Here is a 16,890-nt window from a genome sequence, read left to right on the forward strand (position 1 = left end):
GTGCGATTTTTAGCTGAAAAATAAATCCCAAGGATTGAAAAATTCAAGATATGCACCATTCATAAATCATTCCAAAGAGATAAGCACAGATAAGGAGTGATTTATGAGTGAACAAGTGACCCAGAATTATAGTTTTCAAGCAGAAGTTGCTCAGTTATTACATTTAGTGACGCACTCGCTATATTCAAATCCTGAAATTTTCTTACGCGAATTGATTTCCAATGCCTCGGATGCCTGTGATAAGTTGCGTTTTGAAGGGATTAATCACCCTGAATATTATGAAAATGATCCAGATTTACGGGTTCGCGTCACTTTAGATAAAGACCATCAAACCTTAACCATTTCTGATAATGGGATTGGTCTAAGCCAACAAGAAGCGATCGATAACTTGGGTACCATTGCAAAATCGGGTACCAAAGATTTTATGTCTAAGCTGACAGGCGACCAAAAATCAGATGCTCAGTTGATTGGTCAGTTTGGTGTGGGTTTCTATTCAGGTTTTATTGTTGCCGACAAAATTACGGTGGAATCACGCCGTGCAGGTTTAGATGTCGCAGAAGGTGTACGTTGGATCAGTGGCGGAACCGGCGAGTTTGAAGTTCAAAGCATTGATAAAGCCACACGTGGTACCGATATCATCCTGCATTTACGTGATGATGCACTGGATTATTTAGAGTCGTGGAAAGTTAAGCAAATCATCAATAAGTATTCTGATCACATCAGCTTGCCAATCGAAATGCAAAAAGAAGTGTGGCAAGAAGAAGAGGTCGCTGAAGGTGAAGAACCGAAAGGCGGCCAAATGGTCAAGACTGATGAATGGGAAGTGATTAACTCAGCGAGTGCATTATGGACGCGCAACAAGAGTGAAATCACTGATGAGCAATACATCGAGTTTTATAAAAACCTGAGCCACGATTTTGCAGAGCCTTTGGCATGGGCGCATAACCGCGTAGAAGGCAGCACCGAGTATACCCAGTTACTGTATATTCCAAGCCAGGCCAAACAGGATCTGTTTACCCGTGAAGCGAAAGCGGGCATTAAGCTGTATGTAAAACGTGTATTTATCTTGGATGAAGCCGATAACCTGATTCCAAACTATTTACGTTTTGTTCAAGGCGTGGTGGACAGTGCAGATTTACCACTGAATGTCAGCCGTGAACTTTTACAAGAAAGTCGTGATGTGAAAACCATTCGTGAAGGCAATGCACGCCGTGTACTGACTTTAATTGATGGTTTAGCCAAATCGGAAGATGAAAAAGACCAAGAGAAATTTAAAACCTTCTACACTGAATTTGGTTCCGTATTGAAAGAAGGTTTAGGTGAAGACACCGGCAATCGTGAACGTATCTTAAAATTATTGCGTTATGCAACTTCAATTCATGATGAGATCAGCACTTCTTTTGCCGATTACAAAGCACGTATGAAAGAAGGGCAAAAAGCGATTTATTATGTGACTGCAGATAGTTTAACCGCTGCGAAAAACTCGCCACAACTTGAAGTATTCAAGAAAAAAGGCATTGAAGTGCTATTGATGACAGACCGTGTAGATGAGTGGGCCATGAACTTTGTATTTGAGTTCGATGGTACGCCGCTGCAAAACGTGTCTAAAGGTGCAGTTGATCTTGGCGATCTACAAGATGCCGAAGAGAAAAAAGCTTTAGAACAAGCGGCTGAACAGTTTAAGCCTGTGGTGGATCGTTTAAGTTCATCGTTAAAAGACAAGACCAAAGAAGTGCGTGTGACCACGCGTTTGGTGGATTCTCCTGCATGTTTAGTGACCAGTGAAGGGGAACTTTCACCACAGCTGATTCGTATGTTGAAACAGGCAGGTCAGGCTGTTCCTGAAATTAAACCTACCTTGGAAATCAACCCAGAGCATCCTTTGGTGAAAAAATTAGAGAGCTCAGCCCAGTTTGATGATTTGGCCAATGTGATCTTTGATCAGGCTGTGATTGCCGAAGGCGGCTTACCAGAAGATCCAGCAGCTTATGTTAAGCGGATTAATAGCTTGTTATTGAAATAAGTGTTTTGATCACAAAAAACCTCTGCTTCTGCGGAGGTTTTTTTTATGTGTATGGATAAGTTTCAAGTTATCCACAGTTGTGTGGTTATTTTCATCAGAAGTGAGCTTCAAAGCTCATTTGATAACTGAAATACTTGTCCTGTTTATCCGCAGGCACATTTAAATAATTCAGATCATTTTGCATATATAACCAATTACGCCAAATTGGACGTTTCCAGGAGAAATAGGGGCCCCATTGATTAACCCGAAGTTCTTTATTTTCATAATCGCCTTCACTGACGATGCCGTAGCTGAGGTTATCTTTGGAGAGCAAGTGCAATTTTTGGAAAGTCCGATTACGCCAAGTGTAGTCTTCATCTTGGGTCTTAGACAGATTGAATTGAGTCGAAAATAGTGCTTGTTGTTGAAACATTTGGGTTAAATTCAGATGGGTTTCGGCATAGTTTTTACTGCTCGAGCCATAACGAAAGATTTGCGCCGTATCCAGATTCAGTCCTGAATGTAAGTTCCATTGCTTCTTGGCAAGAAATTGCACATAGATATCCGTATTGGAGTTCGAACCTAAGTCCAGATCATTGTTAAAGGGTAACCAGCTTGAAATCGTACTCCAACTGGCACTGACGGGATTGGGCGTACTGATAGTTTGATGCGATAGATGCTTGCTGGTTTTACCGAGCTTTTTTATGAGTGGCGGCTGTTGTGCACGTTGCCATAATGAATCTTCACCAAAAACGGTCATCAATTCCTGACTTAGTTCGATATCGCTGCGTGGATCGGTTGGTGTTTCTGTTGCAAGATCACAAGCTCGTATTTTTGAAGTCTGTCGTTGCTGGAAATGAAACCCTGTATGTGGGTTGGAGGATAGCACTGGCGTACGTGCCAAATGCCTGCTGAGCGGTAAGAACATTGGAAAGAAGGGTGTAAGTAGCTCATCGAGGCAAAGATTGCCTACAATCAATAAATACACAGCCAAAGCGTATCGTTGATCCATGTTAAAGCGAAGAAAAATAAAAGAAAATAAGCTTAACAGTTTTAGCTTAAGCATTTATTTACGGGACTTCATTTTTTTAAATAAAAATGCCCAATCGAAATTTCAATTGGGCATGATGATCTGTGATGGAGATATTAGAATAAGGTCTCAAGTCGAACAAAAGTACTGATAAAATGATCGCGATCTTCGCGATGATCATTGAGATAGCTAAGATCGCCTTGTACATAGAACCATTCACGCCAAAGCGGTTGTCGCCATGATATAAAAGGCCCCCAGCTGTTTAAACGTAGCTCGTTATTGTTGTAGTAGCCACCTGTATAAATGCCATAATTGAAGTTGTTATGGGCAAAAAACTGATGTTGGCGGAAAAGACGGTTATCCCACCATAAATCATCATCCTGCTTATCGGCATAGGTCAGGCTGAATTGGTTCGATAAAAAAGGCTGATTGGGGCGTGCATGAATCAATTCTAAATTGGTTCTTAAATAATTTTCACTTTTGCTGCCATAGCGATAAATTTGTTCTGCGTTAAAGCGGAAATCATTACGCAAGTCCCAATGTTTCTCTGCTCTCAAGCGGGCATAAATATCACTGCCTGAACGAATACCTAAGTCGGCATCGGTTTCGAAAGGAAGTTTTTTAGAAAAGTCTGACCAACGTAAGGCCAATGAGCCATTACTATCTCGGGTTTGTTTGGAGTCAAATTTTTTATCTGGGTCTGAGTTAGGCTGGTGATTGGTATTGGCAACGTTATTCTTAAACTCATCGTCTAAAGAGTCATCACCAAACACTACGCTGACTTTTTTCTCTAAGGTTGGTAATTTAATTTTACCGCGAATACGAGGCTTAACTTCATATCCATCATGTTCATTCCAGTAATTATCCAGCATTACCCGAATGGTGGCTGAAGCCGGATTTTCTGGATCGACATCGCCAAACCAATCATCAATTTTGACCGAAGTACGATCCGCCCACTCGCGAATACTGCGTTGTTTTTTATCCGCCCAAGTTTTGTCCTCAGTTTCAGCGGTGGGTGGCACGGTCGATTGGTTGGATTGTGCAGGAAAAATGGTTGGCGCCGCATCGACCCAACGAGGGATATAATCCAATGCATTTTCTTCAGTATTGTTAGCCGAAGTTGAACCTACAACTACATTTGACTGTTGGTTTTGAGTATTGGTTTCTGCTTTGGTAACACTCAATGTACCTAGGGAAAGTGTTAGCAATGCAAAAAAGATACGTGTTGGTACCATTTGCTGTAAATTATTCATAATAAAGACTTATATATTGTTCTTATGTTAACTTTTGATGATTAGGGTCATAAATGCAAGCATTAGCAACAAAAAACAGCAATTTACCCCTGAAAAAATGCTAGAAATCATAAGGGTTTAGTAGAATAAAAGTGTATTAGCAGTTCCAAATCCTTTTGGAAAAATAGCGTATCTTTGCTGTACTGCATTGGAGATGTAATTTAAGAATTGTAGTGTTACTCAATTTACGAGGATGCTGGCACAGCACTATTTTCCAATGCTTGATAGAGATCATGTACTGAAATCGGTTGAGGTAAATGGCTAATCACCTGACGAATCAGCTGCCAAGTATATCCATCGGCACGGTCAAGTAATAGATAGGGATAGGCTTGGTCTTCGTTTGATAGCTTGACCCGCTCCAGACCATGAATCACACGGATTTTTTGGCGTTCTCTAAGCAAAATCACTGGTGTGAAAAAGGTCGCCGATGTCTCATCGAAGGGAATAAATTTCTGAGTATTAATAAATGATGCTGGAATATATGGATAGACACGTTGATCCCGCTGCCAGACTAAGGTGCCATTCATAATACATTCATTAAACAAGCTTTCGTGTAGGTGATAGTGTTGTTTAAAGTTATTCCAGCTGGTTTGATGAATGGAACTGGTTCTGGTATGACGTTGATCGGTATAGGCTTGTAAAATGGTGGTCGCATATTCAACGCTATGTGTTCCAACCAGCACTACATAATGGGAAAATTGACCTTGGGCATAGAGTTGTTCAGCAATAAAAATTTGTGCTGATCCCCATAATGGTTGTGCTTCATTCTCGGCTTTGAGGTAGAGCCAATCAATTTTAATATTTTGATCAATCTCATCATGCAGATCGACCCGATACAGCGATGGAAAAGTGCGTGCATCCACGCGTTCCAAGCGACAGAGCAAACCATCTAAACTAAAATCGTTTAAAGCCAAGGGTTTGGCCTTATTGAGATTTGCAGAAGGGCTAGCATTTTGTCTAAAACCTGGTTTTACACGCGATGTTGCTTGAGGTAATGGGGTAACTGTCGCAGGCTGAATTTTTTCTTGAATAATGGCATCTAGCTGTGACTGAAAGTTTGCAGTCTGTTGTTGGATGATTGATCGACTGTCTAAGCTCAAGTTCTTCTCAGCATCTTCTGCCTGAATTGGTTCTAAAACAGGAATCAGGTTTTGTAACTCATGGTCTGTTTTTACATAGTCACAGGCATGCTTTTGCAACCAGTGTAATGCATCTTGTGATGAACTTAACCAAGGGCTTTTCAGGAAGGAAAGCGCAGGGCGAATCACCCAGACTTGCCAATGCTGGCCCTGACGTAATGCGGCCCAGCCCATATCGGCTGAAGCAAATAAGGCATTTTCGACGCGGCCCATAAAGTTAAAAGTCCCGCGATAGGTCATGGTATAGCCGTAATTATCCAAGTCGTCAGGAGAAAATTCTTCATTCAAAATAAATTCTTTGAATGGACTCAGTTGGTCTTGAAAAGTCGGATCATCGCAAGACGCGCAAATGTCTTTGATGCGTTGTTTTGATTTGGCAATTTCAAAAAGTGATGTTTTATCATCATTCAGCCCGTTAACAAGCGTTTTAAGCTCATCAACCAAGAGTGCTTTCTCTAATACGTCCATCGATTGTTTCCTTAGAGATAGGCTTGAGCCTGTTTTAAATCATGAATCCGAAAAAGTGGTAGCAATGCTAATAAGTTTTAATCAGTTATAGTCGATAAAATTTGCTGTTTTATCCATTTGACGCTTGCTGTTTTGAGTTGCGTATGCAGGATATTTTCATCACAAAAGATTGTCACTTTATGACGATTATAGAAGAAAAAGAGGCAAAATCTATAGCGGTCAAGTTAGTAAAAAATCTCATTTAAGTATTCTAAATCGAGATATACATCTCGGTTTGTCTTTGAAAATAAAAACATTTTAAAAGAATGAATCGGATTAATAGATCATAAGATAAAAAATCATCTATAAATTTTTGAGTGAATTGTGATCACTTTCACATATCTGCTGGTGAAAAGCTCAGCAAATAAAAATCCAGCACCATTGAAATCATTATCAACAGCGATAAACGGTATCTTTTAAAAGATAAAAGACTGAAACCAAAGGGGAATATGAAAATATAAAGATTAAAAAACCGCTTCCAAACGGTGCTGAAAGCGGTTTTAGCCTAAATCTGGTTTAATGTTTAATTTCGCATTGATCATCATTACATTGAGCGGCATCAGTTTGCTCAATTTCGGCATTTGATGAGCTTTGTGCTTGCTGTAAGGCTTGCAAGAAAACTTCACGCGGTTGCGCACCTGAAAGTGCCAGTTTTTGATCAAAGACAAAGAACGGAACGCCTGTTACTTTCAGTTGTTCATGTGCGATTTGCTCATCATGGCGCACAAAATCAGCCAATTCGTCCGAGTCCAGTACATATTCAACTTCGGCATTGTCTAAGCCAATGCGAGAAGCAATTTCTTCAACCACTTCACGCTCACCAATGGCAAGACCTTCGGTCATATAAGCATGGAAGAAGGCTTCTTCTGCTTCATTGCCCAAACCTTTGCTCTGGGCAAGGTGAATAATACGATGTGCATTAAAACTATTGCCTGAGTTGGCTTTTTGCCATTGGAAATCGATGCCTTCCGCTGCAGCCATGGCTGCAACATTGCGCTCCATCTCTTCCATTTCGGCATAGCTACGACCGTATTTCTTTGCAAGTCGTTCGGTGTTCGACGTCTCATGTTTGGCTGGTGCATTCGGGTCTAGTTCGAAACTATGCCAGTGAATTTCCAGCTCGATACCCGCTTCTTCAGCAACATGTTCAAGACGTTTTTTACCGATATAACAAAACGGACAGACCACATCTGACCAAATATCTACACGCATGGTGGATCTCTACAATTCTGGTTAAACAGATAATAGGGGCGAATACGATCAATTTAAAGCGATGAAAATGTAATGCTCCGTTACGAGAAGTGAAATAAAAAGGGCTATAACTGCATGTGTTTTATCGATTAAACTGAACTCAGAACATAAAAAAATATAATGAAATTTGGAGGCTATATGCGCCGTTTTTTAATCTTTGTGACTGTTGTGGTGCTTTGTATTGGTTCTTTTTTCTTTTATCAGCATACCTTGAAACAGCGTGCCATCAATAATCAGCAGATGTTTGAGGTAGTCATGTCTGAGAAAATGCGCGAACTTTATGATCAAGCGCAAGACTGGTCGACGCCTGTGCAACTGGATATTCATGATGATCGCCTCTCGGGTGATTATAAGTTGATGTCCGAGTTCCTATTGAACTATTGGATGCAAAATGTAGAAGCCCGTAATCGCTATTTACGTGAACTCAAAGCCGCCAATTGGGATACCTTTTTAGAGGTTGAAGGTCTGGATCAGGATCGCAAGCAGAACTATAAGGACACTGAGCAGATGTTTGTGCAGGTGCGTAAAGCATCTGCTGAATATGAACAAACACGGCAACAAATTCAGGCCAGTTCTATGCAGCAGGCAAAAAGTCTGGCAATCCAGAATGAAATGCGAAGTTCGCTCCAAGCCAAATTAGAGCATAATCTGAAAGCTGATAAAGCCCATGATATTTTCCCAATCGAGCAGCAAATTATCGAAAAGGCACAGGCGATGTTCGATATGCTGAAACAATATCAGTGGCAAAGAAAAGACAAAATGATTCTGTTCCGTGAAACGGTGCAAGTGAAAAAATTCAACGCACTTTACCAAGATGTATTAAAGCTGAATGCCAAAATGGAGAAGATTAAGCAAAATAATACTGAGGTTTTAGAACAAGAACTGTAGTCAAGATTGATCACTTAGCCGCAGCGTAAGCATCGAAGAGGTAGAGTTCAACACTATGAATTTATGGCAGCTGTTTCATAAAGTAAAACCATTTGTGCTCCCTTATAAGTGGCTGGTTGCAGTGACTTTGGTACTGACTTTGATTGGTGCATTAACCGCACAGGTCAATGCGCTGACCTTGCAATATGCAGTCGATCAGATCAATGCGGTGGTTGAGTCAGGGCAGGGCTTAAATGCTGGCTGGCATATTCTGCTCACCATCAGTGTGATTTTATTGAGTAAAGAAGTGCTGAATATTTTTCTTCAGTTTGGACAAAAGTTCTTTGGCGAGAAATTACGCATTTTGATTTCACAGGATGTGGCACAGTCGATCATCGTGAAATTTTTACAGTATCGTCTGGCCTTCTTTACTCAGGATGATAACCAAGCCGGGAAATTACAGACCCGGATTGATCGGGGAATTGGTTCGATTACCCGACTGGTGCAAATCTTCTTTATTGATATTTTTCCATTGTTTAGTAGTGCGATCATCGCGCTATGTCTGATGTTCTATGCCAATTTCTGGATTGGCTTGGTGGCGTTGAGCATTGTGCCAATTTATTTCTGGATTACCTTTAAGCAGGCGCAGAAACTCAGTGGTACACGACGTAATTTACGTGATGGTCGGGAACGTAAAAGTCAGGGAACTTTAAGTATCATTCAGTCGATCACGGTGATTAAGTCATTTAACCGTGAGCAAATTGAGGCAGAAAAACAGCTGACCTTACAAAAACAACTGACTGATGATCAGATGCGGACGCGTCAACTCAGTTTTCTATTTGATGGCTTAAAAACTTTTATTGAACAGATTGGCGTGGTCTTTATTATCATTTTAACGGCCTACTTTGTTCTGGTCGGTGATATGAGCATCGGTATGATCATGTTTCATATTCTGTTATTCAACAATGTTTCAGCACCGATTCGCTCGCTACATCGCATCTATGATGAAGTGAATGATGCAATGATTTATGCAGAAAGCTTTTTCAAAATTTTAGAAGCTGATGATGAAATTGAAACTTCTGGAGAACTGAAACCACAACCGCTGACAGGCAAGTTTGAATTAAAACAGGTGAATTTTTTCTATCCCAATGGCTATCATGCGCTGAAAGACATTAACCTCACCATACAACCCAATAAAATCACGGCTTTGGTGGGCTTGTCTGGTGCGGGGAAATCGACTTTGATCAGTCTATTAGATAAATTCTATTTACCGCAGTCTGGTGAAATTCTACTGAATGGAAGCGCATTGACCGAGATCGATACCCAATATCTACGTGATCATATTGGTCTGGTCCTGCAAAAGAATCATATTTTTCAGGGCACGATTGAGGAGAATATCCGTTACGGTAAGATGGAGGCAACACAGGATGAAATCATCCTTGCGGCGAAGAAAGCCTCGATTCATGAGCAGATTCTCAAATTGCCGCTGGCCTATCAATCCGATGCACTCTTACTGTCAGGCGGACAGCAACAGCGTATCGCCATTGCTCGGATGTTCTTGAAAAATCCACCAATTATTTTTCTGGATGAACCAACAGCAAGTCTGGATGCGATTGCAACCGAACAGATCAAGCACAGCTTAGATGAAATTAAGCAAGGCCGTACCGTGATTATCATTTCACATAGCCTGTCACAGATTATTGATGCGGATTATACCTATGTGATGCAGGATGGCAGGATTGTGGAACATGGCGAACATCATCAACTTTACCAGCAACAAGGGGTATACAAGGACATTTTTGATGCAATGGCGAAGAGCTTAAATATCGAAAAAATTTCCAAAACCTTTGAAGGGGATGATGAAGAGGAAACCCATAGTTAGCAGCTCTTCATCATGCGATTTGAAATGGTCTTTAGCTCAGGGTTAATCAAAAATCTTGTCTGCGGCTTGGAAAGGCAGACTCACCACATCAATTGCCACAGCAAAGGGGAGTAATACTAGTTTTTCTAGCGGATTTAAGCCTGATTTAGATTTATAGCTTTCTTCTTTCTGGGTATAAATAGTGACTTGATAAGCTTTGCTTAACGGTTTCAACGAACTGAGATTGTTTGCTGCAGGATAGACCACACCTTTCAATTTAAGATCAAAACAGAAACGTTGTGCCTGCATGCGCTCATCGCTTGAGGATGAACATTCTTTGGCACCATTTTCAATGAAAAACTCCAGATCTTTCTTGCTTAAATCCTCTTTCAGCTTCACATAGGAAAGTGGTAAGGTACCTGAAAAATGACCATCATTCTTTTCTGAATAGAAATTGAGGTCACGCGTGATCTGAATATTTTTCGGATCCAGCTTGCCAATTAAAGTGACGAACTGAGCGCCGCCTTGGGTCAGGATATAGCTGTTCTTTTGCCCAGCAATCACAATACTGTCTTTCGGTAAATCTGCCGCTGCTTGAGCCGGGCGACCAAAAGCCACCACATTGTCTTCAATCAGGGTGACTTTGGCGGTACGGGTGTAGGAACGGTTATCTTTTTTGATCAGGGTTGAAGTGGCACAGCCTGTCGTAATTATGCTCAACAATATGATTGCGAATGTCGTTTTTATTATATCCTTCATCTTTATGATCCTAAGTGTTTGATTCAACTGTACCATGATCTAAAAAAGATTTTAACAAATCATGCGATCGTTGTAGTTTGCTTAATTGTCCATCCACTTGTTTAAGTTCATTTTCTAGTTTCGCCAGTACAGCTGTACATAAACTAAAGCGGCGATCTGCTAAATCAAAACATGGTAATAGCATTTGAATGTCTTTTAGGGTCATACCTGCATCATTCAGTATTTTAATTTTATGAATATCTTCAATATTTTTTTGACTGTAATCTCGGTAGTTATTTGCATTCCGTTTGGGTTGTACCAGTCCTAGATTCTCATAATAACGCAGCATGCGAGGGCTGACTTGAGTCAATTCGGCAACTTTTGCAAGATTCATAAAATACCACTTGACCCTGACATTGGTGTCATAGTTTAGCATAGTTTTTAAGCAATAGAATGGTGGTCGATTTGAATGAAAAAATTGGTTGGTTTGATTGGATTATGGTGCATTTCAATGTTGGGATATACGGCTCCGCAAGAAGTTCCACAACGACATATTTATATTGTGCATGGCTATGGTGCTACAGTACATGATCATTGGTTTGAGTCCATTCAAAGGCAGATACAGGATACCCATACGCAGGTAACGATCTTATCTTTACCTAATCCGATGCAGCCAGATGTAGAGATGTGGCAACAAATTTTGGAACAGAATATTAATGTGATAGATAAAAATACCTACTTTGTCACCCATAGTTTAGGTGGTATCACGTTATTAAATTTTTTATCTAAGCGGAATCCCTCACAGGTTGGAGGTATTGTACTGGTGTCGGGTTTTACTGAAACTTTACCGGCTTTACCACAACTCAATTCTTATATTCTAATCAGTCAAAATCTTAAATTTAATTTTCAGAATGTTGTACATAAACACCTATTTATTTCTGACAATGATGCTTATGTACCGCCTGAATTGAGTCTGAAATTAGCAAAACAATTTAAGATACCTTATACCGTTGTTGCTAAAGCAGGTCATTTTTTAGCTGAGGATGGTTATAGTGAATTTTCACAATTAGTTCTGTATCTAAAGGAAATATTGGCACATTAAAAATTTATATAAGGGTTTGTGTTTTGTTTCCCTATTATGGAATGGAACTAATGGTTAAAATTTAATTAATCTTAGCTTCGACTTTTTATTGATATTTACCGTTTATCTGACCTCTACTGAATCAAACATCACTTTGCTGTAGCCTATTTATCAGATGCTTTTATTTAACTCATTATCTTCTTATGGATGAGGGATGTTTGGAGCAAACGATGAATTTTCTAAAACGATCCGCCCTGATCACTGTATTGGCTTTTATGGGCTTGCCAACTGTTCACGCAAATGATGAAGTGACCTCATTGCCGACCATTCGGGTCATGGCTGAATCTGAGCTACGTGAAGAAGTTGGATTTGTGCCCTTTCAAGAAGACAAGCAGGTTCGTCAGGCGCTACAGCATTATGTCTATAAAATGCATAATGACATGCAAAATGCAGGTGTGAAGGAAAGTCCAACGGTGGTGAGCTATCAGTCTGTGGCGGCACAGCCAGATCTATCTCAATATTCGCCGATTTTACAGCAATATATCTTAGCAGTTGCTTCAGGTTTACAGTCTTCAGATCCAACCAATGGTATTTTTAAAATGCTGGAACCTTTGAATATTAATCGAAACAATATTGATGGGATTCGTAATGGTACGATTAAGTTGAATGCCGATGATATTTTGCGATTACAGCAGCAAATTCAAGATGGGCTAAGAGGCTTTAAACAGCCATATTAAATTACCGGATTGAATAAAGAAAAATCCCCGCACATTACGGGGATTTTATATTATTGCTTTAGATAGCGTTCAAAAATAGCAGAGAAATCATAGTCCTCAATTTGTTTGCGGCGCTCGGTAAACTTGTTTTCAACTTGTAGCGTAGTCTGAGAAATGATATCAGGCAGATTCAATAATACCTGTTCTGGCAACTCACGTAGTGAGAACATACTGTTTACAGCTTGCTGTGTTTGAACCAGAGTGGTGTATTGACGTTCAATTTCTTTACATGCTTCGCCAATACTAAAGAGGGCCTTATATAAATCGCGTACTTTCTCAATTTGCGATTTCTCAATATCAATTGAATAAGCTGCACCACCGAGTTGGAACTTGATTTCAACATCGCGATCAATGGTTCCCGCAGTTTCAAGTAGTACTCGGCTGATTTGATAGTGCTTATAGGGATAACGGTTTAGGGTTCTTTTCTTGCTGACAGCACTGGTACCGTCTAGATGGATAAACGCGGTGTTGGTAAAGCAGTATTCATCCGTTTTTGCTTTGATGAGGAAGAAGATTTTTTCATTGTCTTCATGGAAAATATAGTCATCAATATCCGTTTTATCATAATCTTGAGGTTCAATAATCTTACCGATATCACTGGTTCCCATTAAATCGGCTGCCATATTTTTAAACATTGTTAGAACCTTATTATTTGTTGGAATAGCAATCATAATTTGCCGTGTATTGTTCTGTCTACAGTGGGCATTTGTATTTTAAGAATTCGATACAACCATGAAATGAATTTTGATCGCATAAAAAAATCCCCGTTTAGCACGGGGATTTTCTTTTTATCTCAGTGTCGATTAAACACGTTCGATAATGGTCGCGATACCTTGACCAAGACCGATACACATGGTTGCAAGACCGATTTGTGTATCTTGTTGTTCCATCACGTTCAACAAGGTTGTTGTGATACGCGCACCAGAACAGCCCAATGGGTGACCCAATGCAATCGCACCACCATTTAAGTTGATGATGTCTTGTTTGTCATATACGCCTAAGCCTTTCATGACTGATAAGCCTTGAGCAGCAAATGCTTCGTTTAATTCGATAGTTTGGATATCCGCCATGGTTAAACCCGCACGCTTAAGCGCTTTTTGAGTTGCAGGTACTGGACCATAACCCATGATCGCAGCATCACAACCCGCAATTGCCATTGAACGAATCACGGCACGTGGTTTTAAACCCAATGCTTGAGCGCGCTCAGCAGACATAAGCAACATTGCAGATGCACCGTCAGAAAGAGCAGAAGAAGTTGCTGCTGTTACTGAACCACCTTTAGGATCGAAAACTGGTTTCAATGCTTTGAATGCTTCAAGGTTGGCATCAGCACGAATTACTTCGTCGATGTCGCAAAGGATTTTGAAGCCATTAGCATCATGACCTTCAACACCCACGATTTCGTTTTTGAAACGACCTTCTTGAGTTGCAGCCCAAGCACGACGGTGAGACTCAACACCGAAAGCATCTTGTTCTTCACGAGAGATACCGTTCATACGACCTAACATTTCAGCAGTTAAGCCCATCATGTTCGATGCTTTTGCATAGTGTTTAGATGCTTCTGGGTTAAGGTCGATGCCGTGCATCATACCGACGTGGCCCATGTGCTCAACACCACCAATGATGAATACATCACCTTGGTTAGTTGCAATTTGTGCAGCCGCCGTGTGGATTGCTTGCATTGAAGAACCACAAAGACGGTTTACTGTTTGACCGCCAGCAGTTTTTGGAATGTCAGCCAATAAACCAATATTACGAGCAATGTTCATACCTTGCTCTAAAGTTTGGTTTACACAGCCCCAGATTACATCTTCAACTTCGTTGGTATCAAACTGGTTACGAGCAACAAGTGCACGTACTAATTCAGCAGATAAACTGTCGGCACGTACATTGCGGAACATACCGTTACGTGATTTGCCCATGGCAGAACGAACGCCATCAACAATCACAACGTCACGTGGATTTAAAGTAGCCATTCACGTCGCTCCTTAACCGTAGAATTTTGTGTTGTTAGCAGCCATGTCACGCAACATTTGTGGCGCTTCATAAGCCTTACCTAAGTGTGCATATTTGTCGCAAAGCGCAACGTATTCAGCAACACCTGTTTGGTCGATGTAACGGCATGGACCACCACGGAATGGAGGGAAACCTACACCCATGATCATCGCCATGTCTGCTTCAGAAGCAGTTGCAACGATGTTGTCTTCTAAGCAACGAACTGTTTCGTTACAGAAAGCAAGCATCATACGGTCGATGATTTCTTGGTTATCAAACTCGCGTTTTTCGCCAGTCACGAAAGGAGCAATAATTTCGTATGCTGTTGGATCAACAGTTTTCGCTTTCTTACCTTTCTTGTCTAACACGTATTTGTAGAAACCAACGTCATTCTTTTGACCAAGACGTTTTGCTTCGTACATCGCTTCGATCGAACCTTTGTAGTCTGGTTTCATACGGTCAGGGAAACCTTCAGCCATTACTTCTGCGCCATGAACACCTGTATCGATACCAACAACGTCGATCAAGTATGCAGGACCCATCGGCCAGCCGAATTTCGCCATCACATTGTCCACTTGTTGGAAATCTGCACCGTCTTTTACAAGCAGGTCAAATGCACCAAAGTAAGGGAACAATACACGGTTAACCAAGAAACCTGGGCAGTCGTTGACAACGATTGGTGTTTTACCCATTTTTTGAGCAAGAACAACCGTTGTTGCGATCGCTTCTTCAGATGTCTTTTCACCACGAATCACTTCAACCAATGGCATCATGTGTACTGGGTTGAAGAAGTGCATACCAACAAAGTTTTCAGGACGTTGTAATGCTTTCGCTAAACGTGTAATTGAAATCGTTGATGTATTAGATGCAATGATCGTGTTTTCACGAACATGCTTTTCAGTATCAGCAAGCACGATTTCTTTAACTTTTGGATTTTCAGTCACGGCTTCGATCACGATATCCACTTCTTTAAACTCGTCATAGCTTAAAGTTGGACGGATGCGAGCCAGTGTTTCACCCATTTGCGCAGGTTTCATTTTCTTGCGCTCAACTTGCTTAGTGAGCAAGCCATTCGCCTCTTTCATACCGAGTGCAAGTTGTGGATTACCAATATCTTTCATGATGATTGGTGTGCCTTTGCTTGCCGCTTGGTAAGCAATACCACCACCCATGATACCCGCACCTAATACAGCTGCTTGGTTTACAGGGTGAGCACCTTTCTCATATTTCTTCGCAGTTTTCTTCACCACTTGGTCATTGATGAATAAACCAATCAATGCACCTGCTTGTGGGGTAATCGCTGCTTTTGCAAAACCTTGTGCTTCTGCTTTTAACGCGTCATCACGAGTTGAGCTTGCACCAGCTTGTAAAGAATCAAGCAATAATTTTGGCGCAGGGTATTGAGCAGGATTTGCTTTCGCTAGGACCGCACCTTTCGCCGTATTGAACGCCATCATTTGTTCAAGTGGGTTCAACTTGATTGCGTCTAATTTTTCTTGACGCTTTGCTTTCCAGTTCAAACGACCCGCAATGGCTTGTTTAACCAAGTCAACAGCAGCTTCTTGTAATTTGTCCGCAGCAACAACCGCATCAACAGCACCATCTTTTAGTGCAGCTGCAGGTTTTTTCGGATTCGCCATTGCCATCCATTCAACGGCATTGTCGATACCGATTAAACGGCTTAAACGTACGCTACCACCAAAACCAGGATAGATACCCAATTTGATTTCTGGTAAGCCGACTTGTGCTTGCTCTGACATCACGCGATAGTCACATACCAAGCACATTTCAAAGCCACCACCAAGCGCTGTACCATTGATTGCAGCAACTTTAGGTAGATCTAAATCTTCAAAGCTGTTGAAGATTTCGTGTACAGGCATAAGCCAATCAACAATCGCTTGCTCGCCTGCAGCGAAGTTTTGGCCGAATTCAGTGATATCAGCACCAACGATGAAGGTTGATTTGCCAGAGGTAACAACTAAGCCTTTAATATCGTTATTGGCTTTCACTGCAGCAATTGCTGCTTGGAAGTCTTCGATGGTTGCACGGTTAAATTTATTAACCGACTCACCTTGTAAGTCAAAGCGGAATTCTGCAATTCCGTCCGCAAGCATTTGGACGGTAATGGCATTGCCAGCGTGGATCATGCCTGATCTCCCTTGTTGTGGAGGATTCTGAGTTGATGTCATAAAGCGTGTGTGCGTTTAAGCACACAAAAAAGCTTCGCTAATCTTACGATAACTATATCCAAAAAGGACATAACAAGTTGTATCAAGCCGTGACGCTAGGGTCATCAATTTATTGTAAGCTTAGGCTTGAACTGCTAAATCATGAATAAAAATAAATTTTTT

14 protein-coding genes are annotated in these 16,890 nt (G+C 41.0%); 5 read left to right on the plus strand and 9 right to left on the minus strand.

Annotation, left to right across the window (positions count from 1 at the left end):
• The first annotated feature begins 103 nt into the window (after positions 1–103).
• Positions 104–2,023 carry a molecular chaperone HtpG gene (gene htpG / locus NDN13_RS16075; RefSeq protein WP_251116175.1) on the plus strand — a complete coding sequence of 640 codons (1,920 nt, stop codon included), beginning with the start codon at positions 104–106 and terminating at the stop codon, positions 2,021–2,023.
• 94 nt (positions 2,024–2,117) lie between these two features.
• Here the strand turns inward: htpG and NDN13_RS16080 are convergent, their stop codons facing one another.
• From NDN13_RS16080 to NDN13_RS16095, 4 genes are all read right to left on the minus strand, one after another.
• Entirely contained in the window at positions 2,118–3,014 is an 897-nt protein-coding gene (locus NDN13_RS16080; protein ID WP_251116176.1) for a selenocysteine synthase, read from the minus strand.
• A gap of 134 nt (positions 3,015–3,148) precedes the next feature.
• On the minus strand, positions 3,149–4,285 hold the full coding sequence (locus tag NDN13_RS16085; RefSeq protein WP_251116177.1) for a hypothetical protein: 1,137 nt from the start codon (positions 4,283–4,285) through the stop codon (positions 3,149–3,151).
• Positions 4,286–4,509: 224 nt separating this feature from the next.
• Positions 4,510–5,931, minus strand: coding sequence for a hypothetical protein (locus NDN13_RS16090; protein WP_251116178.1), 1,422 nt, complete (start codon positions 5,929–5,931; stop codon positions 4,510–4,512).
• A 555-nt stretch (positions 5,932–6,486) separates the two neighbouring features.
• Entirely contained in the window at positions 6,487–7,182 is a 696-nt protein-coding gene (locus NDN13_RS16095) for a DsbA family oxidoreductase (protein WP_251116179.1), read from the minus strand.
• A gap of 177 nt (positions 7,183–7,359) precedes the next feature.
• On the opposite strand from NDN13_RS16095, the gene NDN13_RS16100 reads away from it, so the two are divergent.
• Both NDN13_RS16100 and NDN13_RS16105 read left to right on the plus strand, forming a co-directional pair.
• The gene (locus NDN13_RS16100; protein WP_251116180.1) at positions 7,360–8,109 is read left to right on the plus strand and encodes a hypothetical protein; all 750 of its coding nucleotides are present in this window, start codon (positions 7,360–7,362) and stop codon (positions 8,107–8,109) included.
• A gap of 55 nt (positions 8,110–8,164) precedes the next feature.
• Positions 8,165–9,970 (plus strand): ABC transporter ATP-binding protein, encoded by a 1,806-nt coding sequence (locus tag NDN13_RS16105; RefSeq protein WP_251116181.1) that lies wholly within the window; start codon positions 8,165–8,167, stop codon positions 9,968–9,970.
• Between the two features lie 42 nt (positions 9,971–10,012).
• On the opposite strand, the gene NDN13_RS16110 is transcribed toward NDN13_RS16105, so the two are convergent.
• Together NDN13_RS16110 and NDN13_RS16115 are read right to left on the minus strand one after the other, a co-directional pair.
• Positions 10,013–10,708, minus strand: coding sequence for a YidX family protein (locus NDN13_RS16110; RefSeq protein WP_251116182.1), 696 nt, complete (start codon positions 10,706–10,708; stop codon positions 10,013–10,015).
• Between the two features lie 10 nt (positions 10,709–10,718).
• Positions 10,719–11,081, minus strand: coding sequence for a MerR family transcriptional regulator (locus tag NDN13_RS16115; protein ID WP_251116183.1), 363 nt, complete (start codon positions 11,079–11,081; stop codon positions 10,719–10,721).
• Between the two features lie 117 nt (positions 11,082–11,198).
• Between NDN13_RS16115 and NDN13_RS16120 the strand changes: the two genes are divergently transcribed.
• Positions 11,199–11,789, plus strand: a complete 591-nt coding sequence (locus NDN13_RS16120; protein WP_251116184.1) for an RBBP9/YdeN family alpha/beta hydrolase — start codon at positions 11,199–11,201, stop codon at positions 11,787–11,789.
• A 209-nt stretch (positions 11,790–11,998) separates the two neighbouring features.
• A complete protein-coding gene (locus NDN13_RS16125; RefSeq protein WP_251116185.1) occupies positions 11,999–12,505 on the plus strand; it encodes a hypothetical protein in 507 nt (168 codons plus the stop codon).
• Between the two features lie 50 nt (positions 12,506–12,555).
• On the opposite strand, the gene NDN13_RS16130 is transcribed toward NDN13_RS16125, so the two are convergent.
• The 3 genes from NDN13_RS16130 to fadB all read right to left on the minus strand — a co-directional run bounded on the left by NDN13_RS16130 (position 12,556) and on the right by fadB (position 16,686).
• Positions 12,556–13,179 (minus strand): PH domain-containing protein, encoded by a 624-nt coding sequence (locus tag NDN13_RS16130; RefSeq protein ID WP_251116186.1) that lies wholly within the window; start codon positions 13,177–13,179, stop codon positions 12,556–12,558.
• 168 nt (positions 13,180–13,347) lie between these two features.
• Positions 13,348–14,520, minus strand: a complete 1,173-nt coding sequence (gene fadA, locus NDN13_RS16135) for an acetyl-CoA C-acyltransferase FadA (protein ID WP_004802276.1) — start codon at positions 14,518–14,520, stop codon at positions 13,348–13,350.
• A 12-nt stretch (positions 14,521–14,532) separates the two neighbouring features.
• Positions 14,533–16,686, minus strand: coding sequence for a fatty acid oxidation complex subunit alpha FadB (gene fadB / locus NDN13_RS16140; RefSeq protein WP_004802278.1), 2,154 nt, complete (start codon positions 16,684–16,686; stop codon positions 14,533–14,535).
• Positions 16,687–16,890 lie beyond the last annotated feature (204 nt).

Source organism: Acinetobacter sp. C32I (genome assembly GCF_023702715.1).
In the GTDB taxonomy this organism is placed as follows: Bacteria; Pseudomonadota; Gammaproteobacteria; order Pseudomonadales; family Moraxellaceae; genus Acinetobacter.

Coding starts and splice junctions, on each gene's coding strand:
- htpG (WP_251116175.1), top strand. CDS start 104: ATGAGTGAACAAGTGACCCAGAATTATAGTTTTCAAGCAGAAGTTGCT.
- NDN13_RS16080 (WP_251116176.1), bottom strand. CDS start 3,014: ATGGATCAACGATACGCTTTGGCTGTGTATTTATTGATTGTAGGCAAT.
- NDN13_RS16085 (WP_251116177.1), bottom strand. CDS start 4,285: ATGAATAATTTACAGCAAATGGTACCAACACGTATCTTTTTTGCATTG.
- NDN13_RS16090 (WP_251116178.1), bottom strand. CDS start 5,931: ATGGACGTATTAGAGAAAGCACTCTTGGTTGATGAGCTTAAAACGCTT.
- NDN13_RS16095 (WP_251116179.1), bottom strand. CDS start 7,182: ATGCGTGTAGATATTTGGTCAGATGTGGTCTGTCCGTTTTGTTATATC.
- NDN13_RS16100 (WP_251116180.1), top strand. CDS start 7,360: ATGCGCCGTTTTTTAATCTTTGTGACTGTTGTGGTGCTTTGTATTGGT.
- NDN13_RS16105 (WP_251116181.1), top strand. CDS start 8,165: ATGAATTTATGGCAGCTGTTTCATAAAGTAAAACCATTTGTGCTCCCT.
- NDN13_RS16110 (WP_251116182.1), bottom strand. CDS start 10,708: ATGAAGGATATAATAAAAACGACATTCGCAATCATATTGTTGAGCATA.
- NDN13_RS16115 (WP_251116183.1), bottom strand. CDS start 11,081: ATGAATCTTGCAAAAGTTGCCGAATTGACTCAAGTCAGCCCTCGCATG.
- NDN13_RS16120 (WP_251116184.1), top strand. CDS start 11,199: ATGTTGGGATATACGGCTCCGCAAGAAGTTCCACAACGACATATTTAT.
- NDN13_RS16125 (WP_251116185.1), top strand. CDS start 11,999: ATGAATTTTCTAAAACGATCCGCCCTGATCACTGTATTGGCTTTTATG.
- NDN13_RS16130 (WP_251116186.1), bottom strand. CDS start 13,179: ATGTTTAAAAATATGGCAGCCGATTTAATGGGAACCAGTGATATCGGT.
- fadA (WP_004802276.1), bottom strand. CDS start 14,520: ATGGCTACTTTAAATCCACGTGACGTTGTGATTGTTGATGGCGTTCGT.
- fadB (WP_004802278.1), bottom strand. CDS start 16,686: ATGATCCACGCTGGCAATGCCATTACCGTCCAAATGCTTGCGGACGGA.